At 64.8% G+C, this 23,264-nt stretch carries 23 protein-coding genes; 14 read left to right on the top strand and 9 right to left on the bottom strand.

The window, feature by feature from the left end; translation table 11 throughout:
• Positions 1-7: 7 nt before the first annotated feature.
• A complete protein-coding gene (locus ARTH_RS11745; RefSeq protein ID WP_011692166.1) occupies positions 8-430 on the bottom strand; it encodes a VOC family protein in 423 nt (140 codons plus the stop codon).
• A gap of 14 nt (positions 431-444) precedes the next feature.
• Here ARTH_RS11745 and ARTH_RS11740 point away from each other — a divergent pair, with 14 nt between their 5' ends.
• On the top strand, positions 445-771 hold the full coding sequence (locus tag ARTH_RS11740) for a chorismate mutase (RefSeq protein WP_011692165.1): 327 nt from the start codon (positions 445-447) through the stop codon (positions 769-771).
• 18 nt (positions 772-789) lie between these two features.
• Here ARTH_RS11740 and ARTH_RS11735 read toward each other — a convergent pair whose 3' ends face one another.
• Positions 790-1,176 carry a hypothetical protein gene (locus ARTH_RS11735; RefSeq protein ID WP_011692164.1) on the bottom strand — a complete coding sequence of 129 codons (387 nt, stop codon included), beginning with the start codon at positions 1,174-1,176 and terminating at the stop codon, positions 790-792.
• A gap of 454 nt (positions 1,177-1,630) precedes the next feature.
• Between ARTH_RS11735 and ARTH_RS11730 the strand changes: the two genes are divergently transcribed.
• The 6 genes from ARTH_RS11730 to pdxS all read left to right on the top strand — a co-directional run bounded on the left by ARTH_RS11730 (position 1,631) and on the right by pdxS (position 9,935).
• A complete protein-coding gene (locus tag ARTH_RS11730; protein ID WP_011692163.1) occupies positions 1,631-1,963 on the top strand; it encodes a DUF6504 family protein in 333 nt (110 codons plus the stop codon).
• On the top strand, positions 1,960-5,460 hold the full coding sequence (locus ARTH_RS11725) for a DNA polymerase III subunit alpha (protein ID WP_011692162.1): 3,501 nt from the start codon (positions 1,960-1,962) through the stop codon (positions 5,458-5,460). The genes ARTH_RS11730 and ARTH_RS11725 overlap by 4 nt, the downstream gene beginning before the upstream one ends.
• Positions 5,461-5,603: 143 nt before the next feature.
• Positions 5,604-7,613, top strand: a complete 2,010-nt coding sequence (gene thrS / locus ARTH_RS11720; RefSeq protein WP_011692161.1) for a threonine--tRNA ligase — start codon at positions 5,604-5,606, stop codon at positions 7,611-7,613.
• A gap of 22 nt (positions 7,614-7,635) precedes the next feature.
• Positions 7,636-8,226: an HIT family protein gene (locus ARTH_RS11715; protein ID WP_043430743.1), complete on the top strand. Its 591-nt coding sequence runs from the start codon at positions 7,636-7,638 to the stop codon at positions 8,224-8,226.
• The gene (pgsA, locus tag ARTH_RS11710) at positions 8,219-8,842 is read left to right on the top strand and encodes a phosphatidylinositol phosphate synthase (protein ID WP_011692159.1); all 624 of its coding nucleotides are present in this window, start codon (positions 8,219-8,221) and stop codon (positions 8,840-8,842) included. Before ARTH_RS11715 ends, pgsA begins: the two co-directional genes overlap by 8 nt.
• A 166-nt stretch (positions 8,843-9,008) precedes the next feature.
• Positions 9,009-9,935: a pyridoxal 5'-phosphate synthase lyase subunit PdxS gene (gene pdxS / locus ARTH_RS11705; protein WP_011692158.1), complete on the top strand. Its 927-nt coding sequence runs from the start codon at positions 9,009-9,011 to the stop codon at positions 9,933-9,935.
• Positions 9,936-10,012: 77 nt separating this feature from the next.
• Here pdxS and ARTH_RS11700 read toward each other — a convergent pair whose 3' ends face one another.
• Positions 10,013-12,025: a M3 family metallopeptidase gene (locus tag ARTH_RS11700; protein ID WP_011692157.1), complete on the bottom strand. Its 2,013-nt coding sequence runs from the start codon at positions 12,023-12,025 to the stop codon at positions 10,013-10,015.
• Positions 12,026-12,107: 82 nt separating this feature from the next.
• On the opposite strand from ARTH_RS11700, the gene ARTH_RS11695 reads away from it, so the two are divergent.
• Complete coding sequence (locus ARTH_RS11695; protein WP_052309688.1) at positions 12,108-13,382, top strand: CapA family protein; 1,275 nt, start codon at positions 12,108-12,110, stop codon at positions 13,380-13,382.
• A gap of 36 nt (positions 13,383-13,418) precedes the next feature.
• Here the strand turns inward: ARTH_RS11695 and ARTH_RS11690 are convergent, their stop codons facing one another.
• From ARTH_RS11690 to ARTH_RS11665, 6 genes are all read right to left on the bottom strand, one after another.
• Positions 13,419-13,853, bottom strand: coding sequence for a protein-tyrosine phosphatase family protein (locus ARTH_RS11690; RefSeq protein WP_011692155.1), 435 nt, complete (start codon positions 13,851-13,853; stop codon positions 13,419-13,421).
• A 142-nt stretch (positions 13,854-13,995) separates the two neighbouring features.
• Positions 13,996-14,301 (bottom strand): hypothetical protein, encoded by a 306-nt coding sequence (locus ARTH_RS11685; RefSeq protein WP_011692154.1) that lies wholly within the window; start codon positions 14,299-14,301, stop codon positions 13,996-13,998.
• A gap of 598 nt (positions 14,302-14,899) precedes the next feature.
• On the bottom strand, positions 14,900-15,880 hold the full coding sequence (locus ARTH_RS11680) for a S1C family serine protease (RefSeq protein WP_011692153.1): 981 nt from the start codon (positions 15,878-15,880) through the stop codon (positions 14,900-14,902).
• A gap of 123 nt (positions 15,881-16,003) precedes the next feature.
• Positions 16,004-16,507, bottom strand: a complete 504-nt coding sequence (locus tag ARTH_RS11675) for an NUDIX domain-containing protein (protein WP_011692152.1) — start codon at positions 16,505-16,507, stop codon at positions 16,004-16,006.
• Between the two features lie 95 nt (positions 16,508-16,602).
• Positions 16,603-17,325 (bottom strand): type 1 glutamine amidotransferase, encoded by a 723-nt coding sequence (locus tag ARTH_RS11670; protein ID WP_011692151.1) that lies wholly within the window; start codon positions 17,323-17,325, stop codon positions 16,603-16,605.
• On the bottom strand, positions 17,322-18,611 hold the full coding sequence (locus ARTH_RS11665; protein WP_011692150.1) for a Mur ligase family protein: 1,290 nt from the start codon (positions 18,609-18,611) through the stop codon (positions 17,322-17,324). The genes ARTH_RS11670 and ARTH_RS11665 overlap by 4 nt, the downstream gene beginning before the upstream one ends.
• A 91-nt stretch (positions 18,612-18,702) precedes the next feature.
• Between ARTH_RS11665 and pdxT the strand changes: the two genes are divergently transcribed.
• From pdxT to yajC, 6 genes are all read left to right on the top strand, one after another.
• Entirely contained in the window at positions 18,703-19,413 is a 711-nt protein-coding gene (gene pdxT / locus ARTH_RS11660; RefSeq protein ID WP_011692149.1) for a pyridoxal 5'-phosphate synthase glutaminase subunit PdxT, read from the top strand.
• A gap of 3 nt (positions 19,414-19,416) precedes the next feature.
• Positions 19,417-20,172, top strand: a complete 756-nt coding sequence (locus ARTH_RS11655) for a YebC/PmpR family DNA-binding transcriptional regulator (RefSeq protein WP_011692148.1) — start codon at positions 19,417-19,419, stop codon at positions 20,170-20,172.
• A 34-nt stretch (positions 20,173-20,206) separates the two neighbouring features.
• On the top strand, positions 20,207-20,785 hold the full coding sequence (gene ruvC, locus ARTH_RS11650) for a crossover junction endodeoxyribonuclease RuvC (RefSeq protein WP_011692147.1): 579 nt from the start codon (positions 20,207-20,209) through the stop codon (positions 20,783-20,785).
• Positions 20,786-20,880: 95 nt separating this feature from the next.
• Positions 20,881-21,525: a Holliday junction branch migration protein RuvA gene (ruvA, locus tag ARTH_RS11645; RefSeq protein ID WP_011692146.1), complete on the top strand. Its 645-nt coding sequence runs from the start codon at positions 20,881-20,883 to the stop codon at positions 21,523-21,525.
• The gene (gene ruvB / locus ARTH_RS11640) at positions 21,518-22,606 is read left to right on the top strand and encodes a Holliday junction branch migration DNA helicase RuvB (protein ID WP_011692145.1); all 1,089 of its coding nucleotides are present in this window, start codon (positions 21,518-21,520) and stop codon (positions 22,604-22,606) included. Before ruvA ends, ruvB begins: the two co-directional genes overlap by 8 nt.
• Positions 22,607-22,836: 230 nt before the next feature.
• On the top strand, positions 22,837-23,229 hold the full coding sequence (gene yajC / locus ARTH_RS11635) for a preprotein translocase subunit YajC (RefSeq protein ID WP_043430739.1): 393 nt from the start codon (positions 22,837-22,839) through the stop codon (positions 23,227-23,229).
• Positions 23,230-23,264 lie beyond the last annotated feature (35 nt).

Raw genomic sequence — 23,264 nt, 5'->3', positions numbered from 1 at the left:
CCGGCTTTCAGACCGTGACGTTGCCGGCGGCGTCCACGGACCAGGTGGGATTGAAGGCGATTTCCCAGCGGAAGCCGTCCGGGTCCGCGAAGTATCCGGTGTACCCGCCCCAGGGCTGGGTTTTCGGCGAGGCCACCACGGTGGCCCCGGCAGCCTCGGCATCGGCCATGACCCGGTCAACGTCCGCCGTGCTGCCCACGTTATGGCTCAACGTGATGCAGGGGACCCCGGCAGGGATGTCCACGGAGGCTTCGGCCTGCATCTGGCCCGCGTCCCAGAGGGAAAGAATGAGGCCGTGATTTGCCTGGATAAACACCACCTCGCCGGGGACTTCCCGGTGGACCGGCCAGCCGAGGCCGTTGACGTAGAAGGCGCGGGAGGCATCAACACTGCGGACGCCCAATGAAATGAAGTCGACTCGAGGCTGCATTCTTAGATACTGTCATGCACATGCCCACAAATCACGGACACGACAAAGACGCCCAGGCCGACAGGGAGCAGCTCGCAGCTGTCCGTGTGGCCGTCGATGAAGTTGATGAGCAGATTGTCACCCTGATTGCCCGCCGTGAACGCCTGATCCGGATTTCAGGCACCTTGAAGGGTGATGACGCGGAGGTCCGGGCTCCCGGCCGGGTGGAGAAGGTCATCGAACATGTCCGCGCCGCCGCCGAGAAGAAGGACATCGACCCGGACATCGTGGAGAAGACCTACCGGGCGATGATCACGGCTTTCACCGAGCTTGAGATGAAAGTGCACAACGCCAGCAACTAGCGTCCAGCAACTAGCGGCTCAGAGGGATTCTTCCACGGGCACGTTTGCCTGGTAGCCCCTGCCGTCAGCGTCGCTGAAGGCCGTCATCAGGTGACCCTTTTCCAGGCCCAGGACGGTACTCATGGGAAAGTTGCCGGTAATGGTGCTGCCTGAGTGCGTCACGCCGCTGAGGTCGAAATTCTCCTCTGTGCCGTCGTGGCTGAAGCAATAGAAGGACACAGCTTCGCCGTTCATGAACTCAATTCCCATTCTTCGCTGATGGGAATGATCCGGCGTGGCCGCGACAAGGCCCACAACGTAGGCGCCCGCCCCGGGGATGTTGCCGTCTATATCAAAAGTCGCCACCAAGGTGGAGTCCTTGGCGGCGATGGCTACGTGCTTCAGGAGTGCGTCATGGGAGCTCATGGCTCCATCCTGCTCCCTGCGCTCCCGTCCGTCCACCCCTGATCAAGGTTTTGTCAGCCTCCGGTCCGGATCCAAAGTGTTCGAAGATATGTTCGAATATCAATGACCGGCAGGAGTGGGGCCGGCCGGCGGTCCTCTGGCTCCAGGCCGGCGGCGGTAGCGCGGGGGCCAGTGACTTCCGCAAGGGACTTACTCGCTGTGTACGACCGGCACTCCGGACGGATGCGGAGGCCGATCCTTGAGCGCTACGGATTCCTCCGGGCGTTAACAACAACATCAGTCGCCGGCAGCCCTGAACCCGAGGGCTTGTAGTTTTTGTCCCGGCTCCGGCGTAGACTTGAATTATTCGAAGATATATTCGAACCAAGTATCTCAAATCGAATCAATTCAGTTTCTCCCCGCCGGCGGTGCGATCGCCTGTTCGGGAAGGGGAGTGCAGTTCCGGGAGGCGCCGATGGGCTTATTCAGCGAAGGTGTGGACGTCGTCTGCTCGCCAGCCGGCCAGCCGTCCGCACTCACCTGGGCAGGTCGGCATTACACGGTCTGCGCAGAGCCGGTGCACTGGTTTGAACGCCGTCAGTGGTGGGTGGAGGAAACCCGGGCGCCGCTGGGAACCGGCCCGGGGCTGGTGGATCACGAAATCTGGCGCGTCCAGGTCCGGCCAACCGGTGCCAAGGAAACCCCGCAACCCCATGAAACCCTCACCCTTGACCTGACAAGGAACATCGGAAACGGTCGGTGGAGGTTGCTGAAGATCCACGATGCCCTAAGGCCACAATCAGCATGAGTTTCACCCATCTTCACGTTTCCACAGCCTTCAGTGCCCACTATGGCGTGTCCTGGCCGGATGAGCTCGCCCAGGCGGCTGCCGCCGACGGCGCCAAGGCGCTTGCCTGCACCGACAGGGACGGCCTGTACGGCACCGTCAAACACCTCAAGGCCTGCATGTCGGCGGGCCTGGATCCCGTCGTCGGGGTTGACCTGGCGGTCTTCGACGACGACGGCGACCTCCGCACCCAGCTCGCCGGCCGCGTCGTCGTGCTTGCCCACGGACACAACGACGGTGCGGGCTACCGCGCCCTCTGCCGGCTGATTTCAGATGCCCATGCCCGTACCTCCGGCAAAGCCGGGGGAGTGGTGCCAGTCGCTGTGACCCGCGCCGAAATCGCTTCCCGGGCTCTGCACCCGGAAACACTGGAGCCGGTGCTGACGGTGCTGGTGGGACCGGATTCCGATGTCGGGAGGGCAATGGGCGGACGCCGGTACCTTCGCCCCCGCACGCTTTTCAAACAATGGCTTGACGGCATGCCGAAGGGAACCGTGGCAGCCGAAGTGGTGTCGCACCTCAGTGCTCCCGGTGAGGCGCTGAGCACCGCCCATGCAGTGCGCATGCTCAAGCTTGCTGCCGAGCACGGCGTTCCGGCCGTACTGACCAACGCGGTGCGGTACTGCGCGGAGGATGGCGCAGCCACGGCGGACGTGCTGGATTCGGCCCGCACCTTGAAATCGCTTCCCGAGCTGACAGCGGAGCCGTTGCTGCAGCCCAATGGAAGGGGGTGGCTGAAAACATCCGCCCAAATGCTCGAACTCGGGCAGGAAATCATCCATGCCGCCGGCTACGGCGCCACTGACCTCACGAGGCTGTTGGGCCAGACCGAGGCGCTCGCGGACCGCTGCCGGATGGATCCCGTCACTGATATGGGATGGAAGCGGCCGGTTGTTCCTGAGGCGTCCGTCATCGGCATTGCGGGCGACCCCCTGGTTGAGCTGACCCTGCGCTGCGAGGCGGGCATCGGACGCCGGTTCCCGGGGATATCAGGGAAGCCCGAGGCGGAAATGCGGGCACGGCTGGAACACGAACTGCGGATCATCGCCAATCTGGGATTTGCCTCCTACTTCCTGACCGTGGCCGAAGTTTCCCGGATGATCCTGGACATGGGAGTCAGGGCAGCGGCCAGGGGATCCGGCGCCTCCAGCCTGGTGAACTACCTCATTGATGTCAGCCAGGTGAATCCCCTGCAGCACGACCTCATCTTCGAGCGGTTCCTTTCCCGTGACAGGGCCACGCTTCCGGACATCGACATCGACGTCGAAAGTGCCGAAAGGCACAATGTCTACCGGCGGATCTTTGACCGCTTCGGAGCGGAACGCGTCACGCTCATGAGCATGCAGAACGGCTACCGCGCTCGCGGTGCGGTCCGTGACGCCGGTATGGCGCTTGGCATGGACGACGGCGACATCGGCGAGATCGCCAAGCAGCTTTGGCGCTTCTCTGCAAGGAACTTCCGTGAAGCCCTGGTGGAAAAGCCAGAGCTCAAAGAGTTCGCGGGCAGGGTGGAACAGCGGGATTTCGCGGAAAACCAGCAACTGGACCTGCTAGTTGACTTAACCGAGAGGCTGGACCGCCTGCCGAGGCACATCTCGATGCACCCTTGCGGGGTGATCCTCGGCGATGCCACCCTGCTGGACAGGACACCCGTCCAGCCCAGCGGACTTGGCCTGCCCATGAGCCAGTTCGACAAGCACGACATGGACCCGATGGGCATGCTCAAGCTGGACGTCCTCGGCGTCCGGATGCAGAGCGCCATGGCCTTTGCTGTCCGGGAAGTTATCAGGCTGCATCCCACCAAGGCCGAGGTAGTGGCAGCCGGCGCCCATCGACCCGGCCCGGACGGAACGGGCCCGGACTACATCGCGGCTGACGGCCGCATTGACCTTAACGCGGTGCCACTGGATGACGAACCAACCTACGAGCTGATCCGGAGCACGCACACCCTGGGTTGCTTCCAGATAGAATCCCCCGGGCAGCGGGAACTGATCGGCAAGATGGCCCCGCGTGAATTCAACGACCTCATCATCGACATTTCGCTGTTCCGCCCGGGGCCCATGAAGTCGGACATGGTGCGTCCCTTCCTGGAACACCGCCACGGTTTTGCGCCGGAGGTCTATCCGCATCCGGACCTCAAGCCCGTGCTCCAGGAAACCCATGGCGTGACGGTGTTCCATGAACAAATCCTGAAGACCTTCGATGTCATGACAAAATGCGGGCTGGCCCGGGCTGACGAATTCCGCCGCGCCCTGGGGAACGAACTCCTGGAACCCAAGGTGGAGGAATTCTTCCGCAAGGAAGCCCGGGCACGGGGTTACACCCCCGAGGTCGTGGATAAGGTCTGGGGAACGCTGAAGGCCTTTGGCAGCTTTGGCTTCTGCAAGGCACACGGGGCAGCCTTCGCCGTGCCCACCTATCAGTCCGCCTGGCTGAAGGCCCACCACCCGGAGGCTTTCCTGGCCGGGCTATGGGAACACGATCCCGGCATGTACCCCAAACGGCTCCTGGTGGCCGAAGCGCGGCGGCTGGGGATCCCCATCCTGCCCCTGGACATCAACCGGAGCCACGCTGAGTACCGTGTGGAACGGGTCGGATCTGGTCCGGACCGCGGCAAGCTGGGCATCCGGTTAAGCCTGAACGGCATCTACGGGCTCTCGGGGGCTGAACTCAAAAGGATCGTGGCAGGGCAGCCCTACGACTCGCTGGCAGACCTGCGTGCCCGCTCCAGGCTGAGTAAACCCAGCATCAAGCGGCTTGCCCAGCTGGGAGCCTTCGATACCCTGCACCGCGAATCCGGCGGAGCCGCCAACCGGGCTGACCTCGTCCAGCACCTGCAGGCCCTCCAGAACCGTCCTTCCAAAAAGGGCGTTGACGTCATCGAGGGCCAGCTGTCCCTGCCCTTGGGCGATGTTGAACTCAGGAACCTGAAGGCCGAACTGCCTGCTCCGAGCATGATCGATAACGTCAGGGCCGAGCTTGACCTTATGGCCGTGGATGTCAGTGAACACCTGATGACCAGCCACCGGCCCCTGCTCGACAAGCTGGGAGTCACCACGGCGGACAAGCTCCTGGGGCTCAGAAACGGCACTGAAGTACTGGTGGCCGGAGTCCGGATCGCCACGCAGACACCCCCGATGCGCGGAGGGCGCCGGGTGGTTTTCATCAGCATCGACGACGGCACCGGTTGCGTGGACTCGGTGTTCTTCCATGAGGCACAGGAGCTGGCCGGCCCGTTGCTGTTCGGCACCCGGCTGCTCCTGATCCGGGGCAACACCCGCAGGACCGGGCCGCGGGGGATCAGCATCAGCGCCACCATGGCGTGGGACCTGAGCCGCACCGAGACCCTCCCGTACCCGGAAAAACAATCCGCTGACCCCTGGGATCCGGCCCTCCAGTTGCAGGGGCCGCTGGACGGAATCAGCCGCAACCTGGCTATCACGGGACTCGGCAGCTGAGCTCCACCCGGAAAGAGGTCAGGCGCTTGGGCCGGACGCGCCGCTTTGGTCGGCCTATCTCTCAACCGATAGCATGGACGAGGCTGGCTGTGGTCCCCGTACGCCACAAGCTACGAAGCCTTAACTTTGAATAGGAGACACCCGTGTCAGATGCCCAGCAGATCACCCTCATCGTCGACGGCGAAGAGACCAAGGTGACTACCGGGACCACCGGCGCGGAACTCTTCTTTGAGCGCCGCGACGTTGTGGTTGCCCGAGTAAACGGCGAACTGAAAGACCTCGACCAGCCGCTCCCTGAGGGTGCGGACATCGAAGGCGTCACCATCGATTCGCCGGACGGGCTCAATGTCCTCCGGCACTCGACCGCGCACGTGATGGCCCAGGCCGTGCAGCAGTTGCGTCCCGACGCCAAGCTCGGCATCGGCCCGTACATCACGGACGGGTTCTACTTCGACTTCGACGTCGCCGAGCCGTTCACCCCGGAAGACCTGAAGGCCCTGGAAAAGATGATGCTCAAAATCATCAACCAGAACCAAAAGTTCGTCCGTCGCGTGGTGTCCGAGGACGAGGCACGCGAAGCCATGAAGAACGAGCCCTACAAGCTCGAACTCCTGGGCAAGAAGAACAACGCCGCCGACGCCGGGGAAGGCGTCAACGTCGAGGTGGGCGCGGGTGACATCACCATCTACGACAATGTGGACCGCAAGAGCGGGGACAGCGTCTGGTGCGACCTCTGCCGCGGACCCCACCTGCCCAACACCAAGCTCATCTCCAACGCGTTCGCCCTGACCCGGTCTTCAGCCGCTTACTGGCTGGGCAACCAGAACAACCAGCAGCTGCAGCGCATCTACGGGACCGCCTGGCCCACCAAGGACGCCCTCAAGGCCTACCAGGAACGCATCGCCGAAGCCGAACGCCGCGACCACCGCAAACTCGGCGCCGAACTGGACCTGTTCTCCTTCCCGGACGAGCTTGGCTCCGGCCTTCCGGTGTTCCACCCCAAGGGCGGCATCATCCGCAAGGCCATGGAGGACTACTCCCGCCAGCGCCACGTTGATGCCGGCTACGACTTCGTCTACACCCCGCACATCACCAAGGGGCACCTCTACGAAGTCTCGGGCCACCTGGACTGGTACAAGGAAGGCATGTTCCCGGCGATGCACATCGACGCGGAACTGAACGAGGACGGCACCGTGCGCAAGCCCGGCCAGGACTATTACCTGAAGCCGATGAACTGCCCCATGCACAACCTGATCTTCCGCTCACGCGGACGGTCGTACCGGGAACTGCCCCTGCGGCTCTTCGAATTCGGTTCGGTGTACCGCTACGAAAAGTCGGGTGTGGTGCACGGCCTGACCCGCGTGCGCGGCATGACACAGGACGACGCCCACATCTACTGCACCCGCGAGCAGATGAAGGACGAGCTCACCACCACGCTGAACTTCGTACTGGGCCTGCTCAAGGACTACGGCCTTGACGACTTCTACCTGGAACTCTCCACCAAGAACGAAGACAAGTTCGTGGGAGACGACGCCACCTGGGATGAAGCCACCCGCACCCTGGCCGAGGTGGCTGAAGCGTCCGGCCTGGAGCTCATCCCGGATCCGGGCGGAGCTGCGTTCTACGGCCCCAAGATCTCCGTCCAGGCAAAAGATGCGCTCGGCCGGACCTGGCAAATGTCAACCATCCAGCTGGACTTCAACCTGCCTGAGCGCTTCGAGCTCGAATTCCAGGCCGCCGACGGCACGCGCCAGCGTCCGGTGATGATCCACCGCGCCCTGTTCGGTTCCGTGGAACGGTTCATGGGCGTGCTGACGGAACACTATGCCGGCGCCTTCCCGGCGTGGCTGGCGCCCGTACAAGTTGTTGGCATCCCCGTGGCGGAAGCTTTCAACGACTACATGTTCGACGTCGTGGATCAGCTCAAGGCCGTAGGCATCCGGGCCGAGGTGGACATCTCCTCCGACCGCTTCCCGAAGAAGATCCGGACCGCCAGCAAGGACAAGATTCCGTTTGTCCTGATTGCCGGCGGCGAGGATGCCGAGGCCGGAGCAGTGTCCTTCCGGTTCCGCGACGGCAGCCAGGACAACGGCGTGCCGGTCGCCGAGGCGGTCCAGAGGATTGTCGAAGCCGTCCGCAACCGGACCAGCTAGCGAAAGCGGAATGGCAGGCGACGTGCAGGAGAACACAGGCGCTGGCGGGGGATATCCGGGCGACGGCGAGGTGACCGATGAGTTCGGCCTGGCCGGAGTCCCGGACGCTTTCCAGCGCCTGTGGACTCCGCACCGCATGGCCTACATCAAGGGCGGGCAGCACCAGTTCAAGAACAAGGATGACTGTCCGTTCTGTGTGGCCCCTGCCCGCAGCGACGAGGATTCGCTGATTGTTTACCGCGGACGCACCGCCTACGTGGTGCTGAACCTCTTTCCGTACAACCCGGGCCACCTGCTGATCTGCCCTTACCGCCACATTCCGGATTACACGGACCTGACCGTGGAGGAAACAGCGGAATTCGCGGCACTGACGCAGACGTCCATGCGGGTCCTGCGGAAGGTGTCCAACCCCGGTGGCTTCAATCTTGGAATGAACCAGGGCGTGGTGGGCGGGGCCGGAATAGCCGGACACCTGCACCAGCACGTGGTCCCGCGGTGGGGAGGGGACGGCAACTTCTTCCCCATCATCGCCCAGACAAAAGCGATCACGCAGACGCTGGGCGAGGTCCGCCAGCAGGTTGCCGAGGCGTGGCCGCAGGACGAACATGCTTAACCGGCATGCCCGCGGGTTCTTCACCGCCCTGTTTTCACCGCTTGCCCGCTGGCTTCTGAAGATTGGTGTTTCACCGGACGCCATCACCATCGTGGGCACGGCGGGAGTCGTGGTGGGCGCGCTGGTCTTCTACCCGCTGGGCGAGCTTTGGTGGGGAACGCTCTTCATAACAGCCTTCATCTTCTCGGACGTTCTCGACGGCATCATGGCCCGGATGCAGGAGCGCGGCGGCCGTTGGGGCAACTTCCTGGATTCCACCCTGGACAGGGTCGCCGACGGCGCCCTGTTCGCCGGAGTTGCCATCTGGTATTTCACGGGAGGCGCGGACCGCGCGATCGCAGTCGCCGCCGTCGTATGCCTGGTGCTTGGCATGGTGGTCTCCTATGCGCGGGCGAAGGCCGAAGCCCTGGGCTTCCACGCTAACGTGGGCATTGCCGAGCGCGCCGAACGGCTGGTGTCGGTGCTCGTGGTCACCGGATTCACCGGGATCGGCCTTCCCAGCGTGGTCCTCCTGGTGACGCTTATCCTCCTGGCCGCCGCCAGCCTGGTCACCGTGATCCAGCGGATTGCCACCGTGCACCGGCAGTCGCTGGAAGAGACGGGACTGCCGGGGTAACCCGAATTCAGCTGGGTCGCAGCGTGGGACTAGTATTAGCTGTACCTGGTCATTGGATCCGGTAATCCGGTGTGCGCGCGGCGTGGCTTATCCCGCCTATGCTGCCGCCTGCGCCGGAACCGAGAGACCGGATCTACGTAACATCTAGCTACCCATAGGGGTTTTTGTGTCTACACCTGATGTAAGCAGCGAAGCCGGCTCGTCCGCCAACAGCGTCACGGGCAGCAACCGCGTCAAGCGCGGCATGGCCGAGATGCTCAAGGGCGGCGTCATTATGGACGTCGTCAACGTCGAACAGGCCCGCATCGCCGAAGACGCCGGTGCCGTGGCCGTGATGGCGCTGGAACGCGTTCCGGCCGACATCCGGGCCCAGGGCGGCGTGTCCCGCATGTCCGATCCGGACATGATCGACAAGATCATCGAAGCCGTGTCCGTGCCGGTCATGGCCAAGGCCCGGATCGGCCACTTCGTCGAAGCCCAGGTCCTGCAGTCCCTCGGCGTGGACTACATCGACGAGTCCGAGGTCCTGACCCCGGCCGACTACGTTAACCACATCGACAAGTGGAACTTCAAGGTTCCCTTCGTCTGTGGCGCCACCAACCTCGGCGAGGCGCTGCGCCGCATCAACGAGGGTGCAGCCATGATCCGGTCCAAGGGCGAAGCCGGTACGGGCGATGTCTCCAACGCCACCGGCCACATGCGCCAGATCCGTTCCGAGATCGCCAAGCTTGCCGCCCTGCCCGAGGACGAGCTCTACGTCGCGGCCAAGGAACTGCAGGCCCCGTACGAACTGGTCAAGGAAGTTGCTGCCGCCGGCAAGCTCCCGGTGGTCCTGTTCACCGCCGGCGGTATCGCCACGCCGGCCGACGCCGCGATGATGATGCAGCTCGGAGCTGACGGCGTGTTCGTCGGCTCGGGTATCTTCAAGTCCGGCAACCCGGCCCAGCGTGCCGCCGCCGTCGTGAAGGCCACCACCTTCTTCGATGACCCCGACGTCATCGCCAAGGCATCCCGCGGCCTGGGCGAAGCCATGGTCGGCATCAACGTCGACGAAATCCCCCAGCCGCACCGCCTCGCCGAGCGCGGCTGGTAACAGCTTCACAGCAGTACGACGGCGGCGGGTCACCTGGCAAGGTGACCCGCCGCCGTCGTCCGTGAGGGGAGGGGAGATTACTCCAGGCCGCGGCGTTTCAGCAGCGGCTCCAGCCTGGCGTCGCGGCCCCGGAAGGCACGGAATGAATCCAGCGGTTCGCGGCTGTTGCCCCGGGACAGTAGTTCGTTCCGGAAGAAGTCGCCGTTGGCCCGGCTGAGCCCGCCGTTTTCCTTGAACCACTCCACGGTGTCCGCATCAAGCACCTCACTCCAGATGTACGAGTAGTAGCCGGCAGCATAGCCGTCGCCCGCGAAGATGTGCTGGAAATAGCCCGTCCGGTACCGCGGCGGAATCAGGCTGTGTGCCACCCCGGCCGCTGCGAGGGCCTTGGCTTCGAACGCCAGGACATCCGCCGGAACCCCGGATTCGTCCAGTACATGCCAGGCGAGGTCCAGGAGCGCCGCGCCCAGGTACTCAGTGGTGCCGAAGCCTTCGCCCCACAGCTGCGACTCGTTGAGCTTGTCCACGATGTCCTGGGCAAGGGGCTCGCCGGTCACATGGTGGCGGGCATAATTGGCCAGCACCTCGGGCCACATGATCCACATTTCGTTGACCTGGGAGGGGTACTCCACAAAATCGCGCGGAACTGCGGTCCCGGAGAACCGCGGGAAGGTCACGTTGGAAAACAGTCCGTGCAGGGCATGGCCGAACTCGTGGAACGCGGTCCGGAGTTCATCCAGCGTCAGCAGCGTGGGCTCTCCGGCCGGAGGCTTGGAAATGTTCAGGTTGTTGATCACCACCGGTTTGGTACCCAGCAGCGCGGACTGATCCACCAGCGAGTTCATCCAGGCACCGCCGCGTTTGGACTCACGGGAGTAGTAGTCACCCAGGAACAGCCCCAGTTCTGATCCGTCCTCGTTGCGGACTTCCCAGGCCCGGACGTCGGGGTGGTAGCCCTGGAGGTCGGGCCGCTCGTGGAAGGTGACACCGTACAGGGCCGTGGCGGCGAAGAAGACACCGTCGCGAAGGACCCGGTCCAGTTCGAAGTAGGGTCGCAGCGCCTGCTCGTCGACGCTGTAACGCTCCCGCCGCACCTTCGCGGAATAGTACGCCCAGTCCCAGGCCTCGAGCGGATGGCCCGCCACCTCTGCCAGGGCGGCCGCTTCGGCGTCGGCGTTCCGGACGGCGGCAGGCGCCAGCCGGTTCATCATGGTCTGCACAGCTTCGAAATCGGGTGCGGTCTGCCGGTCCACGGTGAGCTCGGCGTAGTTGGCGAACCCCAGCAGCCGGGCCTTCTCGGCGCGAAGCGCAACCATGGACTGCACCAGCTCCAGGACATCGAGGCTACCCCCGCTGCTTCCCCGGCTGATGGACGCCTGGTAGAGGCGGCGCCGGACGTCGCGGTTTTCCAGGGACGCCATGGCGGGCTGGTTGCTGGGCTGGATGAGCGTGAGCAGAAATTTTCCGTCGTGCCCGGCCGCGCGGGCTGCTTCGGCGGCACTGGCGACGTCGTCCGCCGGCAGCCCTGACAGTTCCGCGGCGTCGTCAAGAAGCAGCGCAGAGGACTTCATGGCCTCCTTGGTGCGCTGACCGAATTCAGTGCCGAGCCGGGACAACTCTGCGTTCACTGTCCTGAGCCGTTCCTGCCCGGCGTCGTCCAGCTGGATGCCCGACTGGCGGAACTCCTTGAGGTACTCCTCCACGAGCCGGGCGGATTCTTCGTCGAGTCCGGTGGTGTCCACGGCGGCGAAGCGGTCAAACAGCCCCCGGTTCATGTAGATGGCGTCCTGATGTGCGGAAAACTCCGGGGACAGTTCAGTCTCGAGGACGCGGATGCCGTCCGAGGCATCGGCAGAAACCAGAGTGTAGAACGCCGCGGCGGCGCGCTGGAGGAGCTGCCCGGAACGCTCCATGGCCAGCACGGTGTTTTCGAAAGTTGCCGGTTCCGGATTGCCTACGATTGTCCGGATCTCAGCCAAGTGCCCGGCAAGGCCTGCACGGACTGCCTCGGAATAGTGGGACTCTTCGATTTCGGCAAACGGGGGCAGCCCGAATGGCAAAGGGCTGGGGCTCAGGAGGGGGTTGGTCATGAAGCAACCCTTTCATGTAACCGGGCGGTTCTCAATGGTGATTATTCGGGATTCCGGGACGGCCCGCCATAGGATGGCGCCCATGGGGGAGTCGCCAGGATGCTACCGAAAATCAACCGCGGGCCGGGGAGTCGCGGCGTTGGCCGCTGCCGCCCTGCTGCTGAGCCTGTCGTCGTGCGGTGTCTTGGCTGAACAAGGCGCCGGGCAGCGTTCAGCCGAAGCGGCGAGCACGACGGCGGCCTCCGCACCGCCGTCTTCAGCTGCACCGGAGGTGCCGGCCCCTTCCCCGGAGCCGACCCCGGGCAAGGGCCCGGTGTGCGCTGCGGTCCGCTGCGTGTCCGTTCTGGTGACCGGAGACATGCTGGTGCATGCCCAGTTGTGGGACCAGGCACGTGCCGACGCTGCGGCGCTCGGAAAACCCGGGTTGGACTTCACCCCGTTGCTCGAAGGCCAGCGGGAGTACATCGGGGCAAGCGACCTCGCCATCTGCCACCAGGAGACTCCGGTCGCCGAACCGGGGGGTCCCTTCTCGGCCTATCCCTCGTTCAACGTGCCGCCGCAGATCGTCACGGCGTCGAAGGACGTTGGCTACCAGGCCTGTACCACAGCCAGCAACCACACCATCGACCAAGGGACCAGCGGCCTCGTCCGGACCCTCGACGCGCTGGATGCCGCCGGCCTGCAACACACGGGCTCCTACCGGACCGAGGCCGATTCGCAGGGCATCCTGATCCTGCAGACCGATGCCGCCAGGATAGCGGTGATCGAAGCTGCCTACGGCCTGAACGGCCAGTACCCCGAGCAGGCCTGGCAGGTGGACATGCTTGATGCGCCGGCCATGATTGCCAAAGCGAAGAAGGCCAGGGCGCTCGGTGCGGACATCGTCCTTGGAGTCATGCACGCCGGTGACGAATATGCCAGCGTCCCGAACGCCCAGCAGCAGGACACGGCCCATGCCCTGGTTGACAGCGGCGAGTTCACGATGATTTATGGCCACCACACACACTCCGTGCTGCCCATTGAAAACTACAAAGGCACGTGGATCGTTTACGGGCTGGGCAACGGCATCACCGAACTGTCCCCCTGGTATGTGGTGAACAACGAGGGGCTGCTGGTACGGGCGCAGTTCAGCCAGGATGCAGCCGGAAAATGGCAGGCATCGGACCTGGCGTGGGTGCCGTCGGTGATCGTCCGCGACCCTTACCGCTGGTGTTCCGTGGCTGCCGATGCGCCGCAGGGACCGTGCGCCGGCGCCGAAGCGGACGCTGCCACGCGGTTGAGGACCCGGACGGTGGTGGAATCCATGGGAGCCGCCGCGGCGGGTGCCCGGGAACTGCTCATTTCCGGGGAGCGGTGACGACGGCGGCGTCGGATCTGTGAAACGGGCAGCGGGTCACTTGATCCGGCCGGCAACATGCCTGACGTACCAGTCCTGCCAGGGTGTTTCCACGGCCGGACCGTAGTGATCCCGGACGAAAGATACTGCCTTTTCCGGGGGAACGCCGTCCATAACGGCGATGCAGGCAAGGGCCGTGCCCGTCCTGCCGTGGCCGCCCAGGCAGGCGATTTCAACTCGCTCCGATTCTGCCCGGTCCCAGGCCTCCCGCAGGGCATCCATGGCGTCATTTGTGTTTGCCGGCAGCCAGAAGTCCGGCCAGCGCACCCACCGCTGTTCCCATGCCGTTGGAGCCGGCCGGTTGCCGAGCAAGTAGACGGCGAAATCGGGTAACGGACCCGCCGGGAGCGGACGCCGCAGTGCACGGCCGCGGATGCGCCGGCCGGAGGGAAAACTGATGACGCCGGCGGCCTCTCGTTCCCAGGTGTCCATGTACTGACTCTGGCATTGGATCGGTTGCGCGGGAAGGCGTTGCCGCGGCGAACGGAGCGATGAATGGCGGAGGAGGGGCACCGCCGGAAGCGATGCCCCTCCTTGTCGCCCAGGACCGGTCGGTCAGGCGACGGTTGGCAACCTAGTGGCGGCCGCGCCGATGGTCGTCGTCACAGTAGCTGTGGAAGTGCCAGCCACCCCTATGGTCCCTGTCACCCCTGTGGTGGTGCCAGTAGCCGTTCCGCTCACACCACCTGCGGTCATGACGCCAGTCCCGCTTGTCATCGTCCCTCTTGTGGTCCGTGTAGCTCTGGTAGTTCTCAGCCGAAATCGTGACGGACTGCAGTCCCGTATCCGCTGCGGCAGGTCCGGCAGCCATTGCCGTCCCCCCGATACCAAGTCCTGCGGCCAGCAGGGTGGATGCGAGCAATCCCATTGACCTCTTCATGAGATCTTCCTATCTTGTGGTTCATTCCCAGGTATAGGCCGCAGGCTGTCCCGGGCAGCTGGAATCACCCGTCGTGGATCAGTGTGGGTTCCAGCGTGCCATGCTGCCGGCCGCGCCGGATATACGATTCCAGTCGGACGTTTGCCTGCGGTTAGTGGCCCCAAATTTTCGCGGATATGCGCTCCGTGAATCGGCGCAATGCCCCATTTTTGCAGTGGCCGGATTCAAAGCGGTGGCGCAGAGCCCCTGCCGCTTTTGGGAACCTCCGTGCCCCACGGTGCGTGAAGTGAATCGCACGGATAACGATATGAGGGCACCCCCCGTGCCTACCCCAATATCCACAATCCCGGCTCCGGTAACGGTGTCCGGTGGCCGGCCTGTAGTGCCGGAACAACACCGGTCCGCCACGTCCATGTGGGTGGAGGGTGTGTTCACGAACAACGATAGCGCGACGGCCGGGACCCGAATAGGAGCAGGGGTTTATTACTTTCGAAACTGCGATATCGTCGACTTGGGACACGTTTTCAACGCGCCCCTGATGTGTTTGCGCGCCGCACGGCCCATTCGGCTCGGGCGGGGTCGTCAATCACCCGTAATGTTACGGGGCGCTCATTTCCTCCGGTACGGCCACAACGTGGAATTCTTTTCCATCGCGGAGCGCCGAAATGTCCAATGGTGCCCCGATGGCCTCCGAGAACAGCAGCTTCTGGAGGCTTTCCGCGTTCGAAACGGATTTCCGCCCCACGCTCAACAGCACGTCCCCGGCGCGGAGGCCCGCCCGTTCGGCAGGTGATCCGGGAAGCACTTCGACAACCAGCAGCCCATCCCGGTGGCCGGTGCGGACCACCGAGCTGACCGGAAGTTGAACGGGAGTGTTCACGAGTCCCAGGTAAGCGCGCCGGACCCGCCCGTCGGAGAGGAGGGAGGCGATAATCCGGCGTGACGTCGCGTTGATAGGAATCGCCAAACCCAGTCCCGCTCCTGCGACCGCCGTGTTAATGCCCACGATCCTGCCCCGTGCGTCGGCCAGGGCCCCTCCGGAGTTGCCGGGATTAAGCGCGGCGTCGGTCTGGATGACGTCCTCGATCACGCGCCGGTTGCGTCCCGACCACACCGGGATGGAACGGCCGAGGCCGCTGACCACCCCTGCGGTCACGGAGCCCGAGAGTCCCAGCGGATTACCGACAGCGATCACCAGCTGCCCGACCTTGAGGAGTTCGGCGTCGCCGAATTCGGCCGGCCGGACCATGGGTGCTTTGCCGTGGACAACAGCGAGGTCGGACAGGGGATCGGCACCCACCACTTCAACAGCCGTCCGGGTGCCGTCGGCAAACACCGCGTGCCCCTTTCCCGCGGAGCCCACCACATGCGCGTTGGTCACCAGGTAGCCGTCGGAGGTGAACAGGACGGCCGACCCCGCGCCAACCCGGTATCCGCCGTTGCGGCCCGTGCCGGCCATTTCGACGGCGGCTACGTGCGGGGTGACGGTTTCCGCGACGCGGATGACTGTTGCGGAATAGGAATCCAGCGGGTCTTCAATAGTGTCGGCTCCGTTGATCCCGCTGCTGGCTGCCGCCATGGTGTGCCTCCTGACATGGTGCCTACCTATGTCAACGGCTATGCCCGCGCCACTACTCCGGCCAGTGCTACGCCGTCAGAGAAACCATTCAGGGTACCAGGCAGAGAATCAGTCAGCGGATCACTAAGGGTGCGCCAGCCGGCGCCACAGCTGAGGCCAGGCCGAGGCGAACGCCGGGTGGAGTTCCCTGTCTTCAACGGAACCGGCCGGGACCCACTTCAGCTCGATGCTCTCCGGATCGTTGATAGCCGGTTCGAAGGATTCCACCACGCGCACCGCCACGGTGGTGTACGACCAGTATCCGACATCGAACACGGACGTGAAGAGGACGCGGACGTTGTCCGGTGGCACGGCCGCTTCTTCGTGGGCTTCGCGCAGGGCGCCCGTAATGGCGTCTTCGCCCTGGTGCAGTGCCCCGCCGGGCAGACCCCAGGTGCCGCCGTGGTGGCTCCAGGTGGCCCGGTGCTGCAGCAGGATGCCTTTGGCGGGATCCTGCACCAGGAGGCCTGCCGATCCGAAGCGGCCCCAGAACTTGCCCATTGCGCCTTCGACCCACGCGTCCCCTGGATCGCGGGGATGGGACGGATTGCGGAGGTGTTCCGGGAAGCTGGCAGCTGCGGTGTCCATGGGACCAGTTTCCCACGGACCGGTTTGCTGCCGGTCACAAAGCGTCACCGGCGTTCGGGGCGGAAAGGCAGGCGGACGCGAACCGGCCGGCACCCCTAGCGTGGCCGCCGTGCGGCGTGTTCACGCGCCATCACGGCGTAGCGGTCATCCGGCGCACCCGGCGTGAAGCTGCCGTATTTGCGTTCGACGGCGGTGCGGATCAGGAAGTCGGCAATGGCAGGGTTTTTCGGCAGGAGCGAGCCGTGGAGGTAGCTGGCCACGATGTTCCGGTAACGCGCCCCTTCCTGACCGTCCTTGCTGTTATTGCCGATGCCCTTGGGGGTACTGCCAAGGGGCCGCACTCCGGGGCCGAGCGTCGTCTGTCCGCTGTGGTTTTCGTAGCCGAGGACGTCGCCGAACTCGGGAGAAGACACCGTAACGTTCCCGATCAGGCGTTCGTCGGTTCCGTGGGTTTCCACATCCAACACGCCGATGCCGGGAATGACCGATCCCGTGCGGGTTTTGAAGAACTTTCCGAAGAGCTGGTACATCCCGCAAATGAGCAGCATGGGCGTCCCGGCTTCGGCCAGTTCCTTCAGCGTCGATTCGCGGGAGAGCAGGTCGTCCTGGATGACCAGCTGGCCGCTGTCCTGGCCGCCTCCGCCCACGATCAGGTCGACGCCGGCAGGGAATTCGTCGCCGACGTTGTATTCGAGGAGTTCCGGGGTGTAGCCGTGCCAGCGCAGGCGCTGCTGGAGTACCAGCGCGTTGCCCCAGTCGCCGTAGATGTTCATGTCGCGCGGGTACAGCTGCAGGACACGGATGGTTCCCTTGCTCATGAGACCACCTCCACGGTAGTGATTTTGGAGAGCTCGCGGCGGATGGCCAGCATTGCGGTGTACGTGCAGAAGATGCGTTTGGGTTTGCCTTTCGCACCTTGGATAAAGGCGGCGAGGGCAGGCGCGATCTCCGGATTGACGGCACCGACCGCAACGTCGTCGTATTGCAGCCGCAGGGCCATGTCGTAGGCCCGGGAGCCGGTCAACTGGTCCACGCCGCCTTCACGCAGCGAGTCGAACTCCACGTCCCAAAGCCAGGACATGTCGCGGCCATCAGCATAGTTGTCGTTGATGGCCACCATCGTGGCGTAGCCTCCGGCCGGGAAGGACTTCAGGCCCAGGCGGAAACCGCTGGGGTTCTTGACCAGCACCAGGTCCAGGGGCAGGCCGTCGACCACCAGGCTTTCCCCCCGGCCGAAGGCGGGCGCAACCTGTGACAGGGCCTTGAGCAGGCCGTCATGATCCGTCGGGGTGGCGCCGTTTCCGGCGATGCATCGGGCCAGCGCAAGCGCGGCGGCCGCGTTGAAGATGTTGTAGACCCCCCGGAGCTTCATCCCGGTGGTGACCGTGGCGCCGTCGTACTCAAAATCGGCGTCGTCCGTCCCTACCCGGCGAAGCACGACGTCGGCGTGCGGCTTTTCGGGCATTGCCGGCAGCGGGCTGCCGGGGCCGGCGCGCAGGTCGTCGTCGTTCGGGAACGTGCTGAGCAAGGAATCGTCGAGCCCGAAATAGCGGACCTCCGGTCCGTCCAGGGTGTCGGCGATCCGGGCGACGCGGGGGTCCTCGCGGTTCAGGACCACAGTTCCGGTGGTTTTTGAAGCGATGTGCTGCAGGAGCTGGGCGGTCTTGTCGATCTCGCCGAAGCGGTCCAGCTGGTCGCGAAGGACGTTGAGCAGCAGGCTGTAGCGCGGCGGAACCCTGTTGACGAAGTGGACGGCGTGCGCCTCATCCAGCTCCAGCACAGCGATGTCCGCTTTCAGCCGGCCCCGCCAGTCGACGTCGCCCAGCAAAGCCGCAGCCACGCCGCGGGTGAAGTTGCTTCCGGTGCGGTTCGTAAAGACCTTCAGCCCCTGGCTCTCCAGCAGTTCCACCACCATTTTGGTAGTGGTCGTCTTGCCGTTCGTTCCGCTGACGACGGCGACGCCCAACGGGAGCGTGGACAGTGTCCGCTGCATGAATCCCGGGTCGATTTTCTCCACCACAAGGCCGGGGAGGGCAGAGCCTCCGCCCCTGAGCCGGGAGACCCGGCGGACGAGCTTGCCGAGCGGAACGCTGATGTAAAGCATGCTCTGTAATATATCCCAGTCGAGGCATGGAAGCGGGCCGGCCAGCCTGTTCCGGCAAGCCTCCGGCCGCGGGGGCCACTATGCTGATGGGATGACCAACCCCCCTTCCACGGACTATTCCCGCGCGGGTGCGGGCCTGCGAATCGGTGTCCTGGCCCTCCAGGGCGACTTCCGGGAGCACCTGCGCGCCGCAGAAGCAACCGGCGCCACCGGCATCGGGATCAGGCGCCCGTCCGAACTTGACGGCATCGACGGCCTGATCATTCCCGGCGGCGAATCAACCGCGATCGACAAGCTGGCCAGGGCCTTCGAGCTCGCGGACCCCTTGCGGAAGCTCATCGCCGAAGGACTGCCCGTGTACGGCTCGTGCGCTGGCATGATCCTGCTCGCCGACGAGATCGCGGACCCCGCCACGGACTTGGCCGGCAATCCCCAGCAGACGTTCGGCGGACTGGACATCACCGTCCGCCGCAACGCCTTCGGCCGGCAGCGGGAGTCCTTCGAAATCGACCTGGAGTTCAAGGGACTCGGCTTCAGTGACACCGGTTCCGGTGTCGCCCCGGTGCACGCGGTGTTCATCCGCGGCCCCTGGGTGGAGCGCGTGGGCCCCGGCGTGGAGGTCCTGGCGCAGGTGGAGCCGGCGGATCCGGCGCATGCTTCGCATGCGGCCGCGCTGCAGGGGACGGCTAGAATTGTTGCAGTGCGTTCAGGCCACCTGCTGGCCACCTCCTTCCACCCGGAAGTGACGGGGGAGAAGCGCGTGCATGAACTGTTTATTCGAATGATCAGAGGAGAAGCGTAAAGCATGTCAGGCCACTCCAAATGGGCGACGACCAAGCACAAGAAGGCCATCCTTGATAGCCGCCGGGCAAAGTCGTTCGCCAAACTGATCAAGAACATCGAAGTCGCAGCCCGGATGGGCGGCCCGGACCTCGCGGGCAACCCGAGCCTGGAACTCGCCGTCACGAAGGCCAAGAAGACCTCGGTCCCCGCTGACAACATCGACCGCGCCATCAAGCGCGGCGCCGGCCTCACCGGCGAGGTCGTGGACTACACGGAGATCATGTACGAGTGCCGCGGCCCGCAGGGCTCGGCCTTGCTCATCGAGTGCCTCACGGACAACAAGAACCGTGCCGCGTCCGAGGTCCGCCTCGCCATCTCCCGCAATGGCGGCACCATCGCCGATCCCGGCTCCGTCAGCTACCTCTTCTCCCGCAAGGGCGTAGTCACCCTGCCCAAGAACGGCCTCAGCGAGGACGACGTCCTGATGGCCGTCCTGGACGCCGGTGCCGAGGAAGTCAAGGACAACGGCGAAACCTTCGAGATCCACTCGGACCCGAAGGATCTCCAGGCCGTCCGCGATGCCCTGAAGGACGCCGGGATCGACTACGACACCGACGAGGCTGAGTTCGTTCCTTCGATGGAGGTTCCGCTTGACCTCGACGCCGCCAAGAAGTTCATGAAGCTGGTGGACGCACTGGAGGAGCTCGACGACGTGCAAAACGTCTACAGTAATGCCGACCTCAGCGACGAAGTGCAGGCCGCACTGGAAGCCGAGTGATCCCGCAGCCCAGCTGTGAAACTGAGGCCCGGCCTTGACCCTCCGAGTATTGGGAGTCGACCCGGGCCTCACCCGTTGCGGCATCGGCGTCGTGGACGTCGAGAAGAACCGGCGCGCCACCATGGTGGCAGTCGGCGTGGTGGGAACGTCCCCGGATGAGAGCCTGGACCAGAGGCTGCTGTTGATCGCCACGTCCATCGACGACTGGCTGGACCGCTACGAACCCCACGTCCTTGCCGTGGAGCGGGTGTTCTCCCAGCTGAACGTCAGCACTGTGATGGGGGTTGCCCAGGCGTCCGGCGTGGTGATTGCCGCCGCCGCCCGGCGCGGCATCCCCGTCGCCCTGCACACCCCGTCGGAGGTCAAGGCGGCCGTCACCGGCAGCGGAACCTCCAATAAGGACGCCGTCACGAAACTCGTCACCAAGATCCTCCGCCTGGATGCCCCGCCCCGCCCGGCGGACGCTGCCGATGCGTTGGCGCTGGCCATCACGCATGCGTGGCGGGCCGGTAGCGGAGCTGCCATAGCCACCACCGGACCGGGCAGCCAGTCGCTGACCCCGGCCCAGCGCGCGTGGGCCGAGGCGGAAGCCAAGGCGCGCCGTGCACGGTGAATGTCCGGACCCCTTGCTAGGGTATTCGTAGATATGTTCGGATAGCCGGTTTTCGCGCCGGCTGCATTTTTTGCTGTAGACCCAGGAGCCCGGCCTTGATCAGTTTTCTCCGCGGAACCGTAGCGCACGTCGGGTTGTCCTCCGCCGTGATCGACCTCAACGGCGCCGGCATGAGCGTTAACGCCACGCCCCAGACCCTCAGCGGGCTGCGCACCGGCGAAGAGGGCAAGCTCTTCACGTCCCTGATCGTGCGTGAGGATTCACTGACGCTGTTCGGGTTCTCCAGCGACGATGAGCGCGAGGTCTTCGATGTCCTGCTCAGCGTCAGCGGCGTCGGACCGCGGCTGGCCCTGGCCGTGCTTGCTGTCCATGATCCCGAGGCAATCCGCGTGGCTGCGCACACCGGTGATGGAAAGGCCTTCACGAAGGTCCCGGGGATCGGCCCCAAGGTCGCCGGCAGGATTGTCCTGGAACTCGCCGGGAAACTGGTGCCCCACGGGACCGGTGCAGCGGCAGCGCCCGCAGCCGCCGCTTCCGCGCCGTGGAAGCCGCAGGTGGTGGCGGCAATGACGAGCCTTGGCTGGTCCGAAAAGGACGCCACGTCCAGCATCGACAAGGCGCTCTCCGACTCCCCGGAGCTCGAAGCCGGCGGCCAGGTGGCCGAAATCCTGCGCGCCACGCTGCGCTGGCTGGGCCAGGACGGCGCGCGTGCGGGCAACCGGGTAGGCAGCCGTGGCTGATTCCTCCCTGGTGGGCGGGGGAGAGGAGCCCGAGGAGAGGGTCATCGAGGCGGCCCTCCGTCCCAAGAACCTGCACGACTTCGTCGGCCAGCACCGTGTCCGTAAGCAATTGTCGCTTGTGCTGGAAGCGTCGCGGATGCGCGGACGCAGTGCCGACCACGTCCTGCTCTCCGGCCCGCCCGGCCTCGGCAAGACCACGTTGTCCATGATCATCGCCGCGGAGATGAATGCTCCGCTGCGGATCAGCAGTGGTCCGGCCATCCAGCACGCCGGCGACCTCGCCGCCATCCTTTCCTCGCTGTCGGAGGGGGAAGTCCTGTTCCTGGATGAGATCCACCGGATGTCCCGTCCTGCGGAGGAAATGCTGTATATGGCCATGGAGGATTTCCGTGTGGACATCGTGGTGGGCAAAGGCGCCGGCGCCACCGCAATTCCCCTCGAGCTGCCTCCGTTTACGCTCGTGGGCGCCACAACCCGTGCCGGGCTCCTTCCGGGACCGCTGCGGGACAGGTTCGGGTTCACGGGCCATCTGGAGTTCTACTCCGTAGAGGAGCTGGAGCTCGTCCTGAGGCGTTCGGCCGGACTGCTGGACCTCAAGGTCAATTCGGCGGGCTTCAGCGAAATAGCGGGCCGGTCCCGGGGCACGCCCCGCATTGCGAACCGCCTGCTCCGCCGTGTCCGCGACTGGGCGCTTGTCCACGGGATCGAGCAAATCGATGCCCGGACAGCGTCGGCCGCGCTGGACATGTACGAAGTGGACAAAAGGGGCCTGGACCGGCTGGACCGCTCCGTCCTCGAAGCCCTGATCACCAAGTTCGGCGGCGGCCCGGTGGGGCTGTCCACGCTGGCCATTGCGGTGGGGGAGGAACCGGAAACGGTGGAAACCGTGGCTGAGCCCTACCTTGTCCGTGAGGGCCTGCTGGGACGGACGCCACGCGGGCGGATCGCCATGGCTCCGGCCTGGACGCACCTTGGCTATGCGGTTCCGGAAGGGGTGTTCGGCCAGGAGGCGCTGGCGCTTTTCGAAGTGGAAGACCTCGGCGTCGAGCCGGTGGCGGAGTGGCTGCCCAACGGGCAATAGCAGCGTCCGGCTGACTTTCCCTTTAGACTGGTATGACGCTCGGCACGTTCGGGTCTTTGTTTCTGTGGGCGGCTCCGGCCGCCGTTGGCTGGGCATGGTTTTCTGCCGGGTGGGCCGAAACGAAGCCGACGTTGCTGTAAATCAGCTACGCAAGTACAGAACGGAAACTTCCTGTGTTCGGACACATTACTGCCCAGACCCAGCCGCAGGCCGGCGGCGGCATCGACATCATGACCATCCTGCTCTTCGTGATGCTCGGACTCTTCATCTTCATGATGTTCCGCCGCAACAAGAAGACCCAGCAGCAGCAGGCATCGCTTCAGTCCCAGTTCGCTCCGGGCGTCGAGGTCATGACCAGCTTCGGCCTTTATGGACGCATCGTTTCCATCGACGAGGACGAAAACAAAGTCGTCATCGAACTGTCCCCGGGCAACCTGGCCACAGTGCACCGTCAGGCCGTCACCAAGATCGTTGAGCCGGTTGCAGCGCACGACGAGCCTGCCGTCGTTCCGGACGACGCCTCCTCCCTGACCGGGCACGACGCCGACCGCGCCGAGACTGTTAACGAGACCCCGGAAGAATCACTGAAGCGTCTCAACGACGAAGGCAAGAAAGACAGCTAACCTGGCGCTTCCGCCAAGTCCCGCTACGTAGAACT

Source organism: Arthrobacter sp. FB24 (assembly GCF_000196235.1).
Lineage (GTDB): Bacteria > Actinomycetota > Actinomycetes > Actinomycetales > Micrococcaceae > Arthrobacter.
Note: the sequence above shows the minus strand (reverse complement) of the source record. Positions and strands in the feature narration are given on the sequence as shown.

Excerpts from the sequence above, each read along its gene's own strand:
- ARTH_RS11725 (WP_011692162.1), top strand. The coding sequence starts at position 1,960 with ATGAGTTTCACCCATCTTCACGTTTCCACAGCCTTCAGTGCCCACTAT.
- ARTH_RS11700 (WP_011692157.1), bottom strand. The coding sequence starts at position 12,025 with ATGACCAACCCCCTCCTGAGCCCCAGCCCTTTGCCATTCGGGCTGCCC.
- ARTH_RS11730 (WP_011692163.1), top strand. The coding sequence starts at position 1,631 with ATGGGCTTATTCAGCGAAGGTGTGGACGTCGTCTGCTCGCCAGCCGGC.
- ARTH_RS11695 (WP_052309688.1), top strand. The coding sequence starts at position 12,108 with ATGGGGGAGTCGCCAGGATGCTACCGAAAATCAACCGCGGGCCGGGGA.
- ARTH_RS11740 (WP_011692165.1), top strand. The coding sequence starts at position 445 with ATGCACATGCCCACAAATCACGGACACGACAAAGACGCCCAGGCCGAC.
- ARTH_RS11735 (WP_011692164.1), bottom strand. The coding sequence starts at position 1,176 with ATGAGCTCCCATGACGCACTCCTGAAGCACGTAGCCATCGCCGCCAAG.
- ARTH_RS11690 (WP_011692155.1), bottom strand. The coding sequence starts at position 13,853 with ATGGACACCTGGGAACGAGAGGCCGCCGGCGTCATCAGTTTTCCCTCC.
- pdxT (WP_011692149.1), top strand. The coding sequence starts at position 18,703 with ATGACCAACCCCCCTTCCACGGACTATTCCCGCGCGGGTGCGGGCCTG.
- ARTH_RS11685 (WP_011692154.1), bottom strand. The coding sequence starts at position 14,301 with ATGAAGAGGTCAATGGGATTGCTCGCATCCACCCTGCTGGCCGCAGGA.
- ARTH_RS11655 (WP_011692148.1), top strand. The coding sequence starts at position 19,417 with ATGTCAGGCCACTCCAAATGGGCGACGACCAAGCACAAGAAGGCCATC.
- ARTH_RS11745 (WP_011692166.1), bottom strand. The coding sequence starts at position 430 with ATGCAGCCTCGAGTCGACTTCATTTCATTGGGCGTCCGCAGTGTTGAT.
- yajC (WP_043430739.1), top strand. The coding sequence starts at position 22,837 with ATGACCATCCTGCTCTTCGTGATGCTCGGACTCTTCATCTTCATGATG.
- ARTH_RS11675 (WP_011692152.1), bottom strand. The coding sequence starts at position 16,507 with ATGGACACCGCAGCTGCCAGCTTCCCGGAACACCTCCGCAATCCGTCC.
- ARTH_RS11670 (WP_011692151.1), bottom strand. The coding sequence starts at position 17,325 with ATGAGCAAGGGAACCATCCGTGTCCTGCAGCTGTACCCGCGCGACATG.
- pgsA (WP_011692159.1), top strand. The coding sequence starts at position 8,219 with ATGCTTAACCGGCATGCCCGCGGGTTCTTCACCGCCCTGTTTTCACCG.
- ARTH_RS11680 (WP_011692153.1), bottom strand. The coding sequence starts at position 15,880 with ATGGCGGCAGCCAGCAGCGGGATCAACGGAGCCGACACTATTGAAGAC.
- ARTH_RS11665 (WP_011692150.1), bottom strand. The coding sequence starts at position 18,611 with ATGCTTTACATCAGCGTTCCGCTCGGCAAGCTCGTCCGCCGGGTCTCC.